The organism is Glycomyces sp. TRM65418, from assembly GCF_019710475.1.
Taxonomy (GTDB): Bacteria; Actinomycetota; Actinomycetes; order Mycobacteriales; family Micromonosporaceae; genus Glycomyces.
In genome coordinates, this window is the sequence record NZ_JAJFAX010000001.1 from 584,528 (window position 1) to 601,554 (window position 17,027).

General features: G+C 72.3%; 14 protein-coding genes. 4 read left to right on the forward strand and 10 right to left on the reverse strand.

Annotated elements, in window-relative coordinates:
* Window positions 1–49: 49 nt before the first annotated feature.
* Window positions 50–2,017: an asparagine synthase (glutamine-hydrolyzing) gene (gene asnB / locus K3N28_RS02675; RefSeq protein WP_228090926.1), complete on the reverse strand. Its 1,968-nt coding sequence runs from the start codon at window positions 2,015–2,017 to the stop codon at window positions 50–52.
* Window positions 2,018–2,295: 278 nt separating this feature from the next.
* Between asnB and K3N28_RS02680 the strand changes: the two genes are divergently transcribed.
* Together K3N28_RS02680 and K3N28_RS02685 are read left to right on the forward strand one after the other, a co-directional pair.
* Window positions 2,296–2,949, forward strand: coding sequence for a response regulator transcription factor (locus K3N28_RS02680; protein WP_228090927.1), 654 nt, complete (start codon window positions 2,296–2,298; stop codon window positions 2,947–2,949).
* Window positions 2,946–4,115, forward strand: a complete 1,170-nt coding sequence (locus K3N28_RS02685) for a sensor histidine kinase (protein ID WP_228090928.1) — start codon at window positions 2,946–2,948, stop codon at window positions 4,113–4,115. The genes K3N28_RS02680 and K3N28_RS02685 overlap by 4 nt, the downstream gene beginning before the upstream one ends.
* A gap of 190 nt (window positions 4,116–4,305) precedes the next feature.
* On the opposite strand, the gene K3N28_RS02690 is transcribed toward K3N28_RS02685, so the two are convergent.
* On the reverse strand, window positions 4,306–5,151 hold the full coding sequence (locus tag K3N28_RS02690; protein ID WP_228090929.1) for a phosphoribosylaminoimidazolesuccinocarboxamide synthase: 846 nt from the start codon (window positions 5,149–5,151) through the stop codon (window positions 4,306–4,308).
* A 168-nt stretch (window positions 5,152–5,319) separates the two neighbouring features.
* Between K3N28_RS02690 and lipA the strand changes: the two genes are divergently transcribed.
* On the forward strand, window positions 5,320–6,228 hold the full coding sequence (lipA, locus tag K3N28_RS02695; RefSeq protein WP_374209679.1) for a lipoyl synthase: 909 nt from the start codon (window positions 5,320–5,322) through the stop codon (window positions 6,226–6,228).
* Window positions 6,229–6,258: 30 nt separating this feature from the next.
* The gene (locus tag K3N28_RS02700; RefSeq protein ID WP_228090931.1) at window positions 6,259–6,954 is read left to right on the forward strand and encodes a DUF4191 family protein; all 696 of its coding nucleotides are present in this window, start codon (window positions 6,259–6,261) and stop codon (window positions 6,952–6,954) included.
* A gap of 262 nt (window positions 6,955–7,216) precedes the next feature.
* On the opposite strand, the gene K3N28_RS02705 is transcribed toward K3N28_RS02700, so the two are convergent.
* The 8 genes from K3N28_RS02705 to K3N28_RS02750 form a co-directional block, all read right to left on the reverse strand.
* Complete coding sequence (locus tag K3N28_RS02705; protein ID WP_228090932.1) at window positions 7,217–7,627, reverse strand: DUF3040 domain-containing protein; 411 nt, start codon at window positions 7,625–7,627, stop codon at window positions 7,217–7,219.
* Window positions 7,628–7,792: 165 nt separating this feature from the next.
* On the reverse strand, window positions 7,793–8,977 hold the full coding sequence (gene dinB / locus K3N28_RS02710) for a DNA polymerase IV (RefSeq protein ID WP_374209680.1): 1,185 nt from the start codon (window positions 8,975–8,977) through the stop codon (window positions 7,793–7,795).
* 388 nt (window positions 8,978–9,365) lie between these two features.
* Complete coding sequence (locus K3N28_RS02715) at window positions 9,366–10,526, reverse strand: alkaline phosphatase family protein (protein WP_228090934.1); 1,161 nt, start codon at window positions 10,524–10,526, stop codon at window positions 9,366–9,368.
* Between the two features lie 130 nt (window positions 10,527–10,656).
* Entirely contained in the window at window positions 10,657–12,798 is a 2,142-nt protein-coding gene (locus K3N28_RS23225; RefSeq protein WP_255640248.1) for an MMPL family transporter, read from the reverse strand.
* A gap of 165 nt (window positions 12,799–12,963) precedes the next feature.
* The gene (locus K3N28_RS02735; RefSeq protein WP_228090935.1) at window positions 12,964–13,626 is read right to left on the reverse strand and encodes a response regulator transcription factor; all 663 of its coding nucleotides are present in this window, start codon (window positions 13,624–13,626) and stop codon (window positions 12,964–12,966) included.
* A gap of 68 nt (window positions 13,627–13,694) precedes the next feature.
* Window positions 13,695–14,852 carry a sensor histidine kinase gene (locus tag K3N28_RS02740; protein WP_228090936.1) on the reverse strand — a complete coding sequence of 386 codons (1,158 nt, stop codon included), beginning with the start codon at window positions 14,850–14,852 and terminating at the stop codon, window positions 13,695–13,697.
* 230 nt (window positions 14,853–15,082) lie between these two features.
* Window positions 15,083–15,853: a bifunctional 2-polyprenyl-6-hydroxyphenol methylase/3-demethylubiquinol 3-O-methyltransferase UbiG gene (locus tag K3N28_RS02745; RefSeq protein WP_228090937.1), complete on the reverse strand. Its 771-nt coding sequence runs from the start codon at window positions 15,851–15,853 to the stop codon at window positions 15,083–15,085.
* A 409-nt stretch (window positions 15,854–16,262) separates the two neighbouring features.
* Complete coding sequence (locus K3N28_RS02750) at window positions 16,263–17,027, reverse strand: WecB/TagA/CpsF family glycosyltransferase (protein WP_228090938.1); 765 nt, start codon at window positions 17,025–17,027, stop codon at window positions 16,263–16,265.

The following is a 17,027-nucleotide window of genomic DNA, read 5'->3' on the forward strand; positions in this document are numbered from 1 at the left end:
GGCGGCGCGGGCCGCGGAGCGATCCGCGGCCCGCGTTCGCCTTGCCGCCCTAGGCGGCCGCGGTGGTGAGGCCCCGGTGGCCGGGGCCGTGCTGCTGCGGGGCCGTCCCCGTGCCGGTCACCGGGGCCGCGGTCCGGGGCGCGCGGACGCGGTCGAAGCCGAACGGCGGCCGGTCGAGCTGGGAGTACCAGAGGCAGAAGACCATGACCGCCCACACCTTGCGGGCGTTGTCGGCCTCCCCGGCGCGGTGGTCGCGCAGCAGGCCGCGCGCGTACTCCAGGTCGAGCAGGTGCCCGCAGCCGCTGGAGGCCATGATCTGGTCGGCCCACTCGAACATCGCCCCGGCCAGCCACTGCCGGTGCGGGGTCGGGAAGCCGAGCTTGGGGCGCTCGACGATCGAGGGCGGCACCAGGCTCGCGACGGCCCGGCGCATCGCGACCTTCGTCTGCTTGCCTTGGAGGCGGTGCTCGACGGGGATGCGGGAGGCGACCTCCCACACCACCCGGTCCAGGAACGGCACCCGCACCTCCAGACTGTGCGCCATGGACATCCGGTCGGCCTTGACGAGGATGTCGCCCTTCATCCAGGTCATCAGGTCGAGGTACTGCATGCGCGTGGTCGGGTCCAGGTGCGCCGACTCGTCCCAGATCGGGTCGGTGACGGCCCGGAAGGACTCCACATCGCGGTGGAGCAGGCGCCGCTTGGACTCGCCGGTGAAGATCTTCGCGTTGCCGACGAAGCGCTCTCGCAGCTCGGCGGTCCCGCGCTCCAGGAAGCTCTTGCCCTTGACGCCTTCGGGCAGGGCCGCCGAGGCCTTGCGCAGCAGGCCCTTGGCGGGGTGGGGCAGGGATTCGAGGCGCTTGAGCGAATGCGGTTCGCGGTAGATGGTGTACCCGCCGAAGAACTCGTCGGCGCCTTCGCCGCCGAGGGCCACGGTGACGTACTCGGCGGCCTTCTTCGCGGTGAAGTACAGCGGCACCAGGGCCGGGTCGGCCACCGGGTCGTCCAGGTGCCACACGATCTTCGGCAGCTCGGCCATGACGTCCTCGACCGACACGGGCGCGGGGATCGACCTGACCCCCAGGGCCGCGGCCGAGGCGGCGGCCACCTCGAGCTCGTCGTACAGGCCCGGATCGGTGAAGTGGGCCGTGAACGTGAGCAGGTTCGGGTTGACCTCGCGCGCCAGAGCGACGACGGCGGTCGAGTCGATGCCGCTCGACAGGAGCGCGCCGACCGGGACGTCCGAGCGCATGTGGATGCGCACCGAGTCGCGCAGGGCGGCCTGGATCTCGCCGTGGAGGCGCTGCTCGTCGTCGATGGGGCGCGGCTTGAACATCGGCTGGAAGTACCGCTGCGGGCGCGGCTCGGCGCCGGGCCGGAACATCGCGCAGTGGCCGGCCTCGAGGCGGTGGAGGTGGCGGTGGAGCGTGGCGGGCTCGGGCGTGTACTGGAACGTGGCGTAGTGGGCGACCTGCTCGGGGTCGATGAGGTCGGGGTGGCCCAGGCCGGGGAGTGCCTTCTTCTCGCTGGCGAGCCAGGTGCTGCCGTCCCACTGCGTCCAGTAGAGGGGCTTGATGCCGAAGGGGTCGCGGGCGGCGAAGAGCAGGTCGGCGACCCGGTCGTGGACGACGAACGCGAACATGCCGCGGAGGCGGTGGACGACGTCGGGGCCCCAGTGCTTGTAGGCGGCGAGGATGACCTCGGTGTCGCCGCGGGTCGCGAAGGTCTCGCCGTGGACGCGGACGAGTTCGTCGCGCAGTTCCACGTAGTTGTAGATCTCGCCGTTGAACACGATCGTGTAGCGTTCCGTATCGGTGTCGTCGCCGCGCCGCATCGGCTGGTGCGAGCCTTCGACGTCGATGATGGAGAGCCGCTTGAAGCCCATCAGGACCCGTTCGCCCGAGGTCAGGACCGCGGTCTCGTCGGGGCCGCGGTGGGTCAGCAGGGCCAGGGCCGCGGCGAAACGGTCGGCGTCGGTCTCGGTGCTCGCGCCGGCGCGGACGGTGAAGCCGCACATGGTGCCTCCAGGCGGAAGACGATTCGGGTGGGAATACCAGACTCGCCCGCGGCGGTGCTGAAAACCTCCGGCGAAGATCCAGACCGGATCCGGTGGAAGACCCTCCGGGAAAAGGACCGACGGACTAGTACGGGGGCGGCCGAAGGTCCCGAGTCGCACCGTCGTCCGACGGGTATGCGGACCCGCCATGTGGATGCCTGGGCACCCTCCCTTCGTCGGATAGCCCGCCCCGTGGATGATGAGCGCTCATATAACGAATAGGTGACAGGGAGGTGCACGTGATCCGAGTGCTGATCGTCGACGACGAGGCCCTCATCCGATCGGGCTTCACCCACATTCTCAACGCCGCCGAGGACATCGAGGTCGTCGACGCGGTCACGGGTGCGGATGCGGTGGACCGGGTCCTGACGCTGCGGCCCGACGTCGTGCTCCTCGACATCCGGATGCCCGACGTCGACGGCCTCACCGTGCTCAAACGGCTCAAGAACCTCTCGCACCCGCCGATCACCGCGGCGCTGACCACCTTCGACACCGACGAGTACGTGTACGCGGCGCTCCGCCTGGGCGCGGCGGGCTTCCTGCTCAAGGACACCGAGCCCGAACACCTCGCCTACCAGGTGCGGGCCCTGGTGACCGAGGGCGCGGTGCTCTCGGCGAAGGTCACGCAGGCCGTCGTCGCCGGCTACCTGGAGCGCTCCGTGGAGACGAAGCCGAACCCGCGGATCGAGCGGCTCACCGAGCGCGAGCGGGAGATCCTGCTGCTCCTGGCCGAGGGGAAGTCGAACGGGGAGATCTCCGCCGAGCTGTTCCTGGGCCTGGGCACCGTCAAGGACCACGTCAGCTCGATCCTCACCAAGCTCCAGGTGACCAACCGGGTCCAGGCGGCGCTGGCGGCCCACGACGCGGGGCTGCTCAAGGGGGACGGTGGGTGACCCGGTGGTGGCCGCTGCGGCGGGTGCCGCAATGGGCGTTCGACCTGTTCGTGATGGCCGTGGCGGTCGGGCACCTGTGGCTGGTGCTCAGGCCGGAGAACCAGCCGGCGGCGACGTTCGCGGTCCTGGGCGTCGCGGCGCTGCTGTTCCGCCGCCGGTTCCCGTTCCTGGTGCTGCTCGTGACCCTGCCGGCCGCGGCGCTGGTGGGCGAGAAGGTCGCGTCCATGTTCGCGGTCTACAGCGTCGCCTACCGCTCACGCCGCCCGTGGGTGACCGTGACGGCGGCCACGCTGCTCGCCGCCTGCTTCATCTTCTGGAACTCCGGGGTGCTGTACACGCTCCAGCACCCGGACCCCGAATGGACGCCGTCGGACGCGCTCTACTGGAGCTTCTGGGGCGACTTGCCGCTGCGCAACCAGCTGTACTACGCGGTGCTGGCGGCCGTCCCGGCGATCATCGGCTACAGCCAGCGGGCCCGGCAGGCGCTGGCCGACCGGCTCGCGGAGATCGAGGAGGCCCGCGAGCACGAGCAGCTGCTGCTCACGCAGCAGGCGCTGTCCGCCGAGCGGGCCCAGTTGGCGCGGGAGATGCACGACGTGGTCTCCCACCAGGTCAGCCTCATCGCGGTGCAGGCCGGCGCGCTGCAGGTCAAGGCGCAGGACGAGGAGTTCAAGTCGATCGCGGCCACCATCCGCAAGTTGAGCGTGACCACCCTTGAGGAGCTGCGGCACATGGTGCAGGTGCTGCAGGCCTCGGGCGTCCGGGCGACCGAGCTGACCCCGCAGCCGACGCTGGACCAGCTGGACGCGCTCGTGGCGGGCAGCGGGGTCGACGCCGAGCTTCGCGTGGAGCGGATCGTCGGGCTCGACCCGGCGGGCCAGCGCGCGATCTACCGGACGGTGCAGGAGGCGCTCACCAACGCCCGCAAGCATGCCCCGGGCGCGTCGGTGCAGGTGTCGGTGGTCAACTGGCGCGAGGGCGCGACCGTCCTCGTCGAGAACGCGGCCGGTTCGCGGCCGGTGCTGGAGCTGCCGAGCGCCCGGCACGGGCTGCTGGGGCTGCGGCAGCGCGCCGAGCTGCTCGGCGGGCGCTTCGAGGCCGGGCCGACGCCGGAGGGCGGCTGGTCGGTGCGGATGTGGGTGCCGCGGGTGAGCGGCAGCCGGTGAGCGGGCACGGTCGCGCCGTTCGCGGACGTGCGGCCGGCGCCGTCGGCCCGATCAGCTTGAGCGCAGTCCCCGTTGAGCGCAGCCCCCGAGGGTCCGCGCGTCAGGCGGCTTTGCCGGCGCCGCCCGGTGCGAGACGGCCCGGCCGGTCCGCGCCGGCGCTCCCCGCGGGCCGGGGCCTGCGGACGGCTTTTTACCAGCGCCGCCCGGTGAGGCGCTCGTAGGCCTCGATGTAGCGGGCGCGGGTGGCGTCGACGACCGGCTCGGGGATCTCGGGGGCCTCGGCGGCGGCGTTGTCGCCGGTGGGCTTCCAGCCGGTGGACTTGGCCCAGTCGCGCACGTACTGCTTGTCGAACGAGGCCTGGGTCCCCCCGGGCTTCCAGGTCGCGGCCTCCCAGAAGCGGGAGGAGTCGGAGGTGAGCACCTCGTCGGCGAGGCGGAGGGCGCCCTCGGCGTCGATCCCGAATTCGAGCTTGGTGTCGGCGATGATGATGCCCTTGGCGAGGGCGATCTCGCTGCCGCGGCGGTAGACCGCGAGGGTAATGTCGCGGATCCGCGCGGCGAGGTCGGCGCCGAGCCGGTCGGCGGTCTCCTCGAAGGTCATCGGCAGGTCGTGGTCGCCGACGTCGGCCTTGGAGGTCGGGGTGTAGATCGGTTCGGGAAGCCGCGAGCCGTCCTCCAGGCCCGCGGGGAGGGCGATGCCGCAGACCGCGCCGGTGGCCCGGTAGTCGGCGAGGCCGGAGCCGGTGAGGTAGCCGCGGACGACCGCCTCGACCTTGACCATGTCGAGCCGCTTGACGCGCACGGCGCGCCCCGCGAACGCCGCGGGCACGTCCTCGGCGGAGACGACGTGGTTGGGGACGAGGTCGGCGAGCTGGTCGAACCACCAGAGGCTCAGGGCGGTCAGGAGCGCGCCCTTGCCGGGGATCGGGGTCGGCAGCAGGACGTCGTAGACGCTGACGCGGTCGGAGGCGACGAGGATCAGGTCCTCGCCGTCGGCGTAGACGTCGCGGACCTTGCCCTGGTGAACGAGTTCCACTGGACTCTCCCCTCCCGTATGCCCTTTTGGTGAACGACCCCATTAGAGCAGCGCGGACGTCATCCTACGTTTGATCCGCGCCGCGGCTGTGCCGAGCGACACCTGCCGCCCCGCGGGTCCGCGGCGTAGGCTAGGCCGGTGACTTCCGTACAGCCTGAAGGACGCCGGATGCTGCGCCTCGAAGTGCGCAACGCCGAGACACCGATCGAGAAGAAACCCTCCTGGATCAAGGTCAAGGCCAAGACCGGCCCCGAGTACACCGAACTGCGGGGCCTCGTCAAAAGCGAGGGGCTGCACACGGTCTGCCAAGAAGCCGGGTGTCCCAACATCTACGAATGCTGGGAGGACCGCGAGGCGACGTTCCTCATCGGCGGCTCCCAGTGCACGCGCCGCTGCGACTTCTGCCAGATCGACACCGGCAAGCCCGCCCCGCTCGACCGGGACGAGCCGCGCCGCGTCGCCGAGTCGGTCCAGACGATGGGCCTGAAGTACGCCACGATCACCGGCGTCGCCCGCGACGACCTCGACGACGGCGGGGCCTGGCTGTACGCCGAGACCGTCCGCCAGATCCACGAGGCCGTCCCCGGCTGCGGGGTCGAGCTCCTCATCCCCGACTTCAACGCCGAGCCCGAGGCGCTCGAAGAGGTCTTCTCCTCGCGCCCGGAGGTGCTCGCGCACAACGTCGAGACCGTGCCGCGCATCTTCAAGCGCATCCGGCCCGCGTTCACGTACGAGCGGTCGCTGTCGGTCATCACCGCGGCCCGCGAGGACGGCCTGGTCACCAAGTCGAACCTCATCCTCGGCATGGGCGAGACCCGCGAGGAGGTCTCCCAGGCGCTCAAGGACCTGCACGCCGCGGGCTGCGAGCTCATCACCATCACCCAGTACCTGCGGCCGACCAAGCGCCACCACCCGGTGGACCGGTGGGTCAAGCCCGAGGAGTTCGTGGAGCTCTCGGCCGAGGCCGAGGAGATCGGCTTCGCGGGCGTCATGAGCGGGCCGCTCGTGCGCTCCTCGTACCGGGCGGGCCGGCTGTACCGACAGGCGATCGAGGCCCGCGCCGCAGCCCCCGCTTAGCAGTCCGGATCGCACACTAGAATCGACGTCATGGCAAAGCAGCGGGAAAAAGAGACGTTCGGGTCGCGCCTGAAGACCATCGGCATGGCCATCAAGTTCACGAGCCAGCGGGACAAGCTGTTCGTGCCGCTCGAGGCCGCCGCGATCCTGCTGCCGTTCGTGATCGTCACCGCGCTGGTCGTGTTCGCCCGGTTCTCCCTGCTGTGGTACATCAGTGCGCTGTTCGTGGCGTTGCTGGCCGGGATGATCGTGCTCAACGTGCGCACGAGCAAGGTGGTGAACAAGGAGGCCGTCGGCAAGCCGGGCGCGGCGTACGCGCTCATCGACGGCATCCGGGGCTGGCAGGTGACGCCGGGCGTGGCGGCCCTGTCGGAGACGCAGATGGTGCACCGGGCGGTCGGCAAGGCCGGCGTGGTGCTCCTGGGCGAGGGCGGCGGGAAGGTCCGCAAGCTGCTGGGCCAGGAGAAGAAGCGGATCTCGCGGGTGGTCGGCTCGACGCCGGTGTACACGTTCATGGTCGGCGAGACCCCGAACGACGACTTCTCGGTGACCGAGGTGCGCAAGCGCCTCATGAAGCTGCCGAAGAACATCGACTCGAAGGCCGCCAACCACATCGCCAAGCGCCTCGACGCGTTGGGCATCGGCATGGCGATCCCGAAGGGACCGATCCCGACCAGCGCGAACGCCGGCAAGGGCGCACGCCGAGCGATGCTCCGCGGCCGCTAAAGGCCATCGGCTCTGCACCGCAGAGGCCCTATAGCGAGAACCGGCCCGGCCGGGGGGATCCCCCGGCCGGGCCGAGTCGTTCCGAGCCGCCCTTGCACCGGGGGACCCCGCAATCACGCACCCGAGCCCGTGGGCCGCTCCCCCGCTCCCTGAGGATGCGAAGACGGGCCGGCTCTCAGGCGCGGCCCGTGGTGCCTTCAATCGCGCGCGTGCGCTTGCTCAGTCGCAGGTGTTGGTCGCTCGATCGTTCGAGGGTGCCGGTTCAGAAGATGTCGCCGTTGTCGCGGCGGCGGCGCCATCGCTCCTCCATGCGGGAGGTGAACCCTCCCGGCTTGGGGCTCTTCGAACCGCCGACTGATCGGCTGGCCTTCCCATCCACTGCCTTGAGCTTCACGTTCGTGCCTCGACGCTGCGCCCACAGGCCCAGGAGCAGACCACCGAACATGAGCACCGCACCGATGGGGGCGCCCCACATGGCGGCGGCCCCGCCGGCGATCACGGTGCCGATGACGGCGCCGATCCCGATGACCGTGATGATCCCGGCCAGGATGAGCCTGCGTCGGGTCACATGCGCGGGGTCGTGGGCGCGCACAGCAGAGGCGAACTGCGGGTCTTCGGACAAGGACTGTTCGATCTGCTCGAACAGGCGTTGTTCGTGGTCGGAGAGCGGCACGACACTCCTCCTGCGCTAGTGCTCGGCGGGGCCCCAGCAAAGGCCCCAATGCTTGTAATCCAAGTCTACGAGGCTTTCGCCCGAGGCGGAAGGCAGTTCGTCCTTGAATCGGTCCGTTCTGACCCCGGTGCGTCCCCTGAGGGAGATCCCGCGAGGCGACAGCGCTCAACGCCCCGGGTTCCCCGGTTTCGGGGTGTCTACACGCGAGTCCGGGCGTTCCAGCCGACCCGCCGAGCGGACCGCGCCCTTCCCGAATTTCGCGCTCGCCCGGTCGATCACGGTCTCGATGTCCCGCCAGCCGTGCTCGGGCTCCCCGAGGGCGACCTGGCGGCCCACCGCGGCGGCCTCCACGAGATGGTCGAGCCGCACGCCGATGAGCCGCACCGGCGCGGTCGCGGCCGCGTCCGCCAGATCCCGTGCGGCCGCGTAGATCTCGTGGCCGACGTCGGTGGGCGCGGCGAGCGTCCTCGAACGGGTGATCGTGCGGAAGTCCCCGAAACGGATCTTGACGGTGACCCCGCGGCCCGCCCAGCCGGCGGCGCGCGCCCGCGAGGCGACCTTGCGGGACAGTTCGAGCAGCACCGGTCCCCACACCGAGCCGTCGGGCGCGTCGCGGTCGAAGGTGGTCTCGCCGCTGATGGACTTCTCGACCCGTTCGGGCCGCACCGGCCGCGGATCGATGTTGCGCGAGAGCGCGTACAGGTGCTCGGCGCCGGCAGTGCCGACCGCGGCCGCGAGGCTGTCGACGTCGAGGCGGGCCAGGTCGCCGACGTTGCGCAGGCCGAGGCGGGTGAGCTTCTCGGCGGTCTTCTCGCCGATGCCCCACACCGAGCGGATCGGCAGCCGGTGGAGGAACTCGAGCTCGGTGGCGACGGGGACGACGCCGAGCCCGTCGGGCTTGGAGGCCTCGGAGGCGAGCTTCGCGAGGAACTTCGTGGAGGCGATGCCCACCGTGCAGGTGAGGCCGTGCTCGGCGCGGACGCGCTCGCGGACGGCGCGCGCGATCGCGACCGGGGTGCCGATGAGGCGGCGCGCGCCGGAGACGTCGAGGAAGGCCTCGTCGACGGAGATCGGCTGGACGTGCGGGGTGTACTCCCGGAAGATCGCCATGATCGCGCGCGAGACCTCGCGGTAGGAGACGGTGGGCGTGATGAAGACCCCGTGCGGGCAGCGGCGGCGGGCGACGGCGGTGGGGAGGGCCGAGTGGACGCCGTACTCGCGGGCCTCGTAGGAGGCGGCCGCGACCACGCCGCGGGGTCCGAGCCCGGCGACGATCACGGGCTTGCCGCGCAGCGAGGGGTCGCGGGCGATCTCGACGGACGCGAAGAACGCGTCCATGTCGACGTGCATAATCCCGATGCCGTCATCGGACAGGTCGGGACCGATGAAACGACGCAGATCGCTGGCCACCGCCGAAGCCTAGCGGCCGGGTACGACAACCGCCGGATCCGGAACGCGCCCCGTGCCCACGCCCACGCCCACGCCCACGCCCACGCCCACGCCCACGCCCACGCCCACGCCCACGCCCACGCCCACGCCCACGCCCCGACAAATGGTCGGACCCTTGCGCCATCGTTGGCATCGGGGGCGGCGGCGAACCGACACACCCGGCCTCGGGGGCCGGGCGGCCCGACGAGAGGTCAGACCCCCGCGTCGCCGTTGAACCGGGGGCGCCCGAGCTCCGACACACCCGGCCCCGGGGGCCTGCGACGGCCCCCTCCCCCGGCAGGTCCCCCGCTCAGCCGGTTCGGTAGCTCCAGAGCGGAACCGCCATCTCCGCGGCCGTCAGGCCGCCGTGCTGGCCGATGAGCTTCGCCACGTGCGGCGGCTCGCCCTCGACCCCGACCACCGCGAACGTGTCGCGGCACGCCACCACCAGATCGCCGATGCGCTCGCGGCTCCGCGCGGTCACCTTCGGGCCGAACCAGCCCCGGTCGACCGCCTCGTCCCGCCCCATGACCTCCGCGCGGCCCCCCACCGCCTCCGTCCACGCCTGCCGGACCTCCTCCACCGCGCCGGGCGCGGTGTAGAGGTACCGAATCCGACCGTCGCCCGCGATCGCCTCGACTCCGTCGCGCAGGTCCGGCCGCTGGTCGACGTGCAGCCGGTCGGTCACGTTCACCATGCCGTGGTCGGCGGTCACCATCAGCGCCGCATCGCTCGGCAGGCCGGTGAGGATGCCGTCGATCGCCTCGGCGACGTTCGCGACCGCTTCGAGCCACTGCGGCGAGCCGATGCCGTGGAAGTGCCCGGCGGTGTCCACGTCCGGCAGGTAGCCGTACACCAGGCTGCGCCCGCCTCGCGCCAGCGCCGCGAGCGTCCCTTCGGCGACCTCTCCCGGGGTGGACGCGGGGAGCCAGTCGGCGCCCCGGTAGATCGCGTGCGTCAGGCCGGTGTCGCGGAAGGCGCCGCTGGAGACGACGGTGCAGACGACCCCGTCCGCGTCGGCCTGCTCGAAGCAGGTCGGTTCGGGCTGCCAGGTCTCCGGGTCGGGGGCGCCGTCCCAGCGGATGTGGGTGACCAGGTCGCCGGTGCCGGGGACGCGCACGGTGAAGCCGATGATGCCGTGTTCGCCGGGCGGCATGCCGCATGCGAGGGAGGCGAGGCTGATGGGGGTCGAGGACGGGACGGTCGCGGTGATGGGGGTGAGGGTGCCGAGTTCGCCGTGGTGGATGGCCCCGATGGTGGCGCTGGCCTGGGCGGCCTGGCCGAGCAGGTGGTGGCCGAAGCCGTCGAGGAGGAGCACGGCCACGCGGCGCACGCCGTCGAACTCGGTGTCGCGCAGGTTCAGGCCTTTGGCGGGGATTCCTAGGGCGCCGAGGGCGGTCGGCATCACGTCGGCGAGCGTGCCGGTGCCGTAGGCAGGTCGCATCTCCGCCAGGTACGGGCTCGAAGGCATGGCCCGAGGCTAGCCGGTTTCGTGTCGGTTCGCCCACACCGGGTGCCGGATGCGCGGGAGGTTCCCCGGTCGGCGCTGAACGCGCGGCTGCGGCGGCCCTGAAAGGGGCCGCCGCAGCCGCGTCGGTCGGTCAGACGCTCGCCGATTCGCGGTCGGTCGCCGCCGGCGTCCCCGCGGCGGCGTCGCGCCGCTTCGCGATGCCGCCGGGCCACCAGAGCCGTTCGCCGATCCACAGCGCGAGCGCGGGGACCAGGAGCGATCGGACGATGATCGCGTCGGCCAGGACGCCGACGCAGACGACGACGCCGATCTGCATCAGGAAGGTCAGCGGCATGAGCGCGAGCACGGTGAAGGTCGCGGCCAGGACCAGTCCGGCGGAGGTGATGACGCCGCCGGTCAGCGTGAGGGCCCGGAGGGTGCCGACGCGGTGGCCCCATCGCGGGACCTCCTCGCGGACCCGCGTCATGAGGAAGATCGTGTAGTCGACCCCCATGGCGACCAGGAACAGGAATCCGAACAGGAAGAACGTGGTGTCCACGGTGCCGTGCCCGAGGAGGTCGAGCACGACGGCGGCGGTGCCGATGGCGGCGGCGAACGACAGGACCGTGGCGAGGGTCAGCACGAGCGCGGCGACGGCGGCCCGCAGCAGGATCATGATCACCGCGAAGACCACGGCGAAGATGAGCGGGATGAGCAGCGCCAGGTCGCGGTTGTTGGCGTCGACGAGGTCGAGGCGGGTGGCGGTGGCGCCGCCGACGAGGGCGTCGGTGCCGTCGTCGGCGAAGGCGTTCCGGAGGTCGGCCACGGTGTCCTGGGCGGCGGCGCTGGAGGGGGCCCCGGCGAGGATCGCGTCGATACGGACCCGGTCGGAACCGGTGGCGGCCACCGGTTCGAGGACCTGGGCGACGCGGTCGTCGGCTTCGAGGACCGCCAGTGCGGCGTCGGCGTCGGCGGCGTGGACGTAGACCTCGGCGGGCTCGGAGGCGCCGGCCGGGTAGTGCTCGGCCATCTCGGTGGCGACGCGCTGGGATTCGGTCTCGGTGGTGAGGGTCTGGGACTGCTCCAGGCCGGTGGACAGGCCGGTCCAGCCGAGGGCGAGGAGCGCGAGTCCGGCGGTGGCGGCGAGGGCGATGAGGCGGGGCCTGGCCGAGACGGCGCCGGCGATGCGGCCCCAGAAGCGGTGGCGGCGTTGGGCGGGCGCGTGGGCTTCGGCGGGGTCGTAGCGCGGGACGACGGGCCAGAACAGGGCCCGGCCGAAGAGCGAGAGGACGGCGGGGAGCAGGGTCATGGAGGCGATGACGGCGCTGACGACGCCGGCGATGAGGACGGGGCCGAGGGCCGCGGTGCTGGAGACGGAGGCGAGCGGCATGACCGCGAGCGCGAGGACGACGGTGCCGGCGGAGGCGAGCACGGCGGGCATGGTGCGGGTGAGGGCGGTCTGCATCGCGGCGAAGCGGTCCTCGTCGCGGCGCAGCTCTTCGCGGTACCGGGAGACGAGCAGGAGCGTGTAGTCGGTGGAGACGCCGAAGACGAGGACGGTGAGGATGCCGGTGTTCTGGCCGTTGACGGTGACGTCGGCGTATTCGCCGAGGAGGTAGGCGAGCGCGGTGGCGAGCTGTTCGGCGACGGCGATGCACGCGAGCGGGAGGACGAGCAGCAGCGGGGACCGGTAGCTGAGCGCGAGGACGATGGCGACGACGGCGACGGTCATCCAAGTGAGCGGCCCGTCGAGTTCCTCGAAGGCGGATTCCATGTCGCGGGCGAAGGCCGCACCGCCGGTGAAGCCCGCTTCGGTGCCGGCGGGGAGGCCGGCTTGGACGGCGGCGTCGGCGCGGTCGAGGATCGCGGGGTCGTCGTCGACGGCGGTCTCGGGGAGGGGCACGACGAGCATGAGCGCTCGGCCGTCCTCGGAGGGGATCGGTCCGGCGGTGGTCTCGCCGGCGGCGGCGAACCGGTCGAGTGCGGCGCGGTCGGCCTCGGCGGCGGCGAAGGCCTCGGCGTCGAGGGCGCTGCCGTCGGCGGCGGTGTAGAGGACGAGGAGACTGCTGACGCCGTCGTCGTCGAATTCGGTTTCGGCGAGGCGAAGCGCCTCGGTGGATTCGGCGTCGGCGGGGAGCCAGTTGATCTGGGAGTCGTCTTGGACGTCGCCGAGCTTCGGGGCGAGGGCGAAGCCGACGGCGGCGAGGAGCACCCAGACGGCGAGGGCGGGCCATCGGCCGCGTCGGGTGCCCGCGAAGGCGGACCGGGCTCGGCGGAGGGTGGGCGTCGGCATGGGACGGTTCCTTTCGGATCGTTCGGGTTCCATGCCTCCGAATCTGCTGCAGCCCAATCGAATGCGCCTCAGCGTGCGAGCGTGTTCGCGCCTACGGCGAGGCGACTGCGCGGGAGGGCCGTGGGGGCGGCGCGGCGCCTCGGAACGCTCCGGGGCCCGGCGCGCCTACACCTCGGGGACGTCCAGGCCGGATCGGTAGGCGATGGCGACCAGGCCGGCCCTGTCGCGGGCGGCCAGCTTGGACAGCAGCTTGCCGACGTGGGTGCGGACCGTGGCGGGGCTGATGAACAGCCGCTCGCCGATCTCGTCGTTCGGGAGGCCCGTGGCGACCCAGCGCAGGATCTCCAGTTCGCGCTCGGTGAGGTCCCCCAGGTTCTGGTGGGGCCTGCCGGCCCCGGTGCCGCGCTCGGCGTAGGCCTCGATGACCTTCCGGGTCACGTCCGGGCTGAGCAGGGAGTCCCCCGCCGCGGCGAGGCGCACGGCCCGCAGGAGGTCCTCGGGCGGCGCGTCCTTCATGACGAATCCGGCCGCGCCGCTGGAGAGGGCGTCGAAGATGTAGTCGTCCACTTCGAACGTGGTGATCATGACGACGCGCGTGCCGGCCAGGTTCGCGTCCCGGCTGATGCGCCGGAGCACTTCGAGGCCGTCGAGGCCGGGCATGCGGATGTCGAGCAGGGCGACGTCGGGCCGCAGCCGCGAGACGAGCTCCCAGGCCTCCTGGCCGTTGTCGGCCTCGGCCGCGACGTGGATGTCGTCCTCGCTGTGGAAGAGGTTGCGCAGGGCCATCCGGATGAGGCTCTGGTCGTCGGCGATCACGAGTTCGATCATGCGCGTTCCTCACTGCTGGACGGCGCTGCGGCCGTCGGTCGGCGCCCTCGGCGAGGGCTCGGGAGCCGTCAACCGGGGTGGTTCGTGTAGGGAAGGTCGGCCTTGACGGCGAAGCCGCCGCCGGGCCGGGGCCCGGCGCTGAACTCGCCGCCGCCGGTCACGACCCGTTCCATCATGCCGGTCACGCCCTGCCCGACCCGGTCCGGGTCGATCGGGCCGCCGCGTCCGTCGTCCTCCACGAGGATGCCGATCCGGTGGGGCCCGCAGTCGATCCGGACCTCGGCCCGGCGGGCCTCGGCATGGCGGATGACGTTCGTCAGCGACTCCTGCACCACGCGGTAGACCGTGGCGGCGATGTTCGTCGGCACCGCCCCCGGGTCGCCGGAGACGGTGTACTCGACGTCGAGGCCGCCGGTGCGCACGGCGTCGACGAGGGCCGGCAGGTCGGTTATCGCGCCTGTCGGGCGCAGCTCGGGCTGCCGCCCTTGGCGCAGCGGGGCGAGGGTGGCGCGCAGGTCCTGCAGCGCCCGCGTGGAGGCGTCGCGGATGGCCTGGAGGTTCTCGACCACCTCGGGCGGGGCGCCCGGCCGCTTGTCCAGCACGTGCAGGGCCACACCGGCGTTCATGCTGACCACGGCCAGGCTGTGGCCGACGACGTCGTGGATCTCCCTGGCCATCTGGATCCGTTCCTCGGCCCGGTAGCGCTCGCGTTCGGCCTCGCGCTCGGTGGTGCGTTCGCGCGCCCGGGCGTTGCGGGACTCGCGGAGGAGGCGGCCGCCGGTGGCGGCGAGACCGAGCCAGACCAGTGCGATGCTCGCGTTCACCCACAGGTCGGCGATGTCGTCCATGACGACGGTGTGGAAGGCCGTGGTGGCGGCGAACAGGACAGCGAGGACGACGAGGACGGTCTTCAGCGGTCGCGCGAACGCGAAGAAGAACACGGCCACGGCCGGGAGCAGGTAGACCGGTCCCTCGGGCAGGCCCAGGTACAGGTAGAGGAAGAGCCCGGCCATCGAGCCGACGAGCGCGACCTCGGGCCACGGGCGCCGGACCGCGAGGCACCCGCTGATCACCGCGATCAGCGCGAAGGCCGGACCGCCGGGGCTGTGGTCGGGATCGGCCCCGACGGTCGCGCCGCTCGTGAGGACGCCGAGCAGCGCGGCGAGGCCGACGTCGAAGGCGGCGGCGCGGATCCGCTTGGCGCGGGCGGTCGTCGGCGTGGTCACGGGTCCAGGCTACGAGCCGACGGCGGCCGCGCCCTCGGCAGCGCGGCGTAAACGCGCCTACGCTCGCCGACGTAGCGCGGCTCGCGGACGCGCCGCACCTCCCCTGGGCCGAACGCGAGGGGCGCGAAACGTCGTACGAAGTGCTCGGTGGTCGTACGCCGGCGGAACCCGCGACCCAGTGCACTTCGTACACTGAACAGTGTACGACGCACGCCCTTCCCGGTGCGCCGTCAGCGCATGGGGTTGCGCGCGAGCAGGTGGATGTTGGTCGCCATGTCCCGGAACGGCACGCGCGAGGCGGTGGCGCGTTCGAACTCGCGCAGGGCCTCGCCGGCGCTCGCCTCGGTCTGGGCGGCCGAGGCCGGGAGGAGGTCGCCGACCACGCCGACCCCGTGGACCTGCTCGGTGACCAGGCCCGAGCCGCCGACCAGCGCGGTGAGCGTGGCGGTCTCGAAGCGGCGCTTGATGGTGTCGCGTCCGTCGAGGACGCCGTCGATGTTGTGGAGCAGGTCGAGGGCGGTCCCGAACTGGCCCGAGAGGGCCTTGCCGAGGACGGCGGCGATGCGGTTGGAGACGAGAATGCTGACCGCGCCGCCGGGCGCGCAGACGCGCGCGATCGCGTCGAGCGCGGTGTCGGGGTAGTCGACCATCTCCAGGACGGAGTGGCACAGCACGAGGTCGGCGCTGCCGGGCTCGGCGACGTCGGGGAGTTCGTCGGCGTCGGCCTGGACGGCTCGGACCCGGTCGGCGACGTCCGCGTCGGCGGCGCGCTGCCGCAGGGAGGCGAGCGCGTTGGCGCTGGGCTCGACGACGACGACGTCGTGGCCGAGCTCGGCCAAGGGGACGGCGAACCCGCCGGAGCCGCCGCCGACGTCGAGGACGCGGAGGGTCGCCCCGGTACCCGCGGCGAAGCGCTCGATCTCGGCCGACAGGACCGACCACACGACGGTCATGCGGGGGTGGTGCGCGGTCTGGGCGCTCGCTTTGTGAATGTCGACCATGCGCCAAAGCCTAGCGTCGTCGCGGCGTGCGGGTAAGGAGGGCGAAGCGAACGACTTCGGCGGGGGTTTCCGGCTCGCGCTCTTGAAACAGGCACGGGGAAGCCCTTCGGCAGCGCCCCTGCCCGAGGGGCACGCCCAGCCCCCGACCGGCCCGGAGTCCGCGACCGGCGGAGTCGCACCGGTAGGAGGGCGCGTGCGGCGGGCCCGTGGACGCAGCGGGAGCGGACGCCGGATCCGGCGGCGCCGCTGAGGTGCGGGTCGGATGCCGCGCACCGGCGACGTGGCGCACGACGTCATCGGGACGGCCGAAGCGGCGGGGCCGCCGGGGTCGGGAGCGGGCCGCCATGCGGCGCGCCGCCGACCGTTCGGGCGGCGGCGCTGCCGCGTCTTCGTCCGGTCCGGTTCGGCGCTAGTCGCGCAGGAACGGGGGGCGTCGGCGGATCGCTCGCAGGTAGGCCGGGTTGTTCTTGAAGTACCGGCGCCACAGGCGCTTCGGTTCCTTCGTGAGCCGGTAGAGCCATTCCAGGCCGTTGCGCTGCATCCACGGCGGGGCCTGCGGGACGAGCCCGGCGTGGAAGTCGAAGGCGGCCCCCACCCCGAACAGGACCGGCGCGTTCAGCCGGTCGCGGTGCGCGGCCATCCACCGCTCCTGCTTCGGCGTCGACAGGCCCACCCATACCAGTTGCGCACCGGAGTCGTTGATGCGCTTGACGATCGCCTCGTCCTCCTCGTCGGTGAGGGGGCGGAACGGCGGCGAGTACGTCCCGGCGATCTTCACGCCCGGGATGCGCTCGGCGAGCTTCTCGGCGAGCAGCTCCGGCACGCCGTCCTTGCCGCCGTACAGGAACGAGGACCAGCCGCGTTCGGCGGCGCGGGCGAGCACGTTGAGCATCAGATCGGGCCCGTAGACCCGGTCCATCCACTCGGCGCCGGCCTTGTGCCCGGCCCACACCATCGGCATGCCGTCGGGCGTGGTCAGCCCGGAGGCGTTGTGGATCGCGAGGAGCTCGGGGTCGCGCTGCGACTCCATGACGCCGTGCACGCCGGTGACGCACACGTAGTGGCGCTCGCCCGAGTCGACCCAGCGGGTCACCTCTGCCAGCGCCATCGCCTGGTTGACGGTGGAGACGCCGACGCCGAGGACGTCGACGCGGCGGAGCTTCGGGTCGGCCAT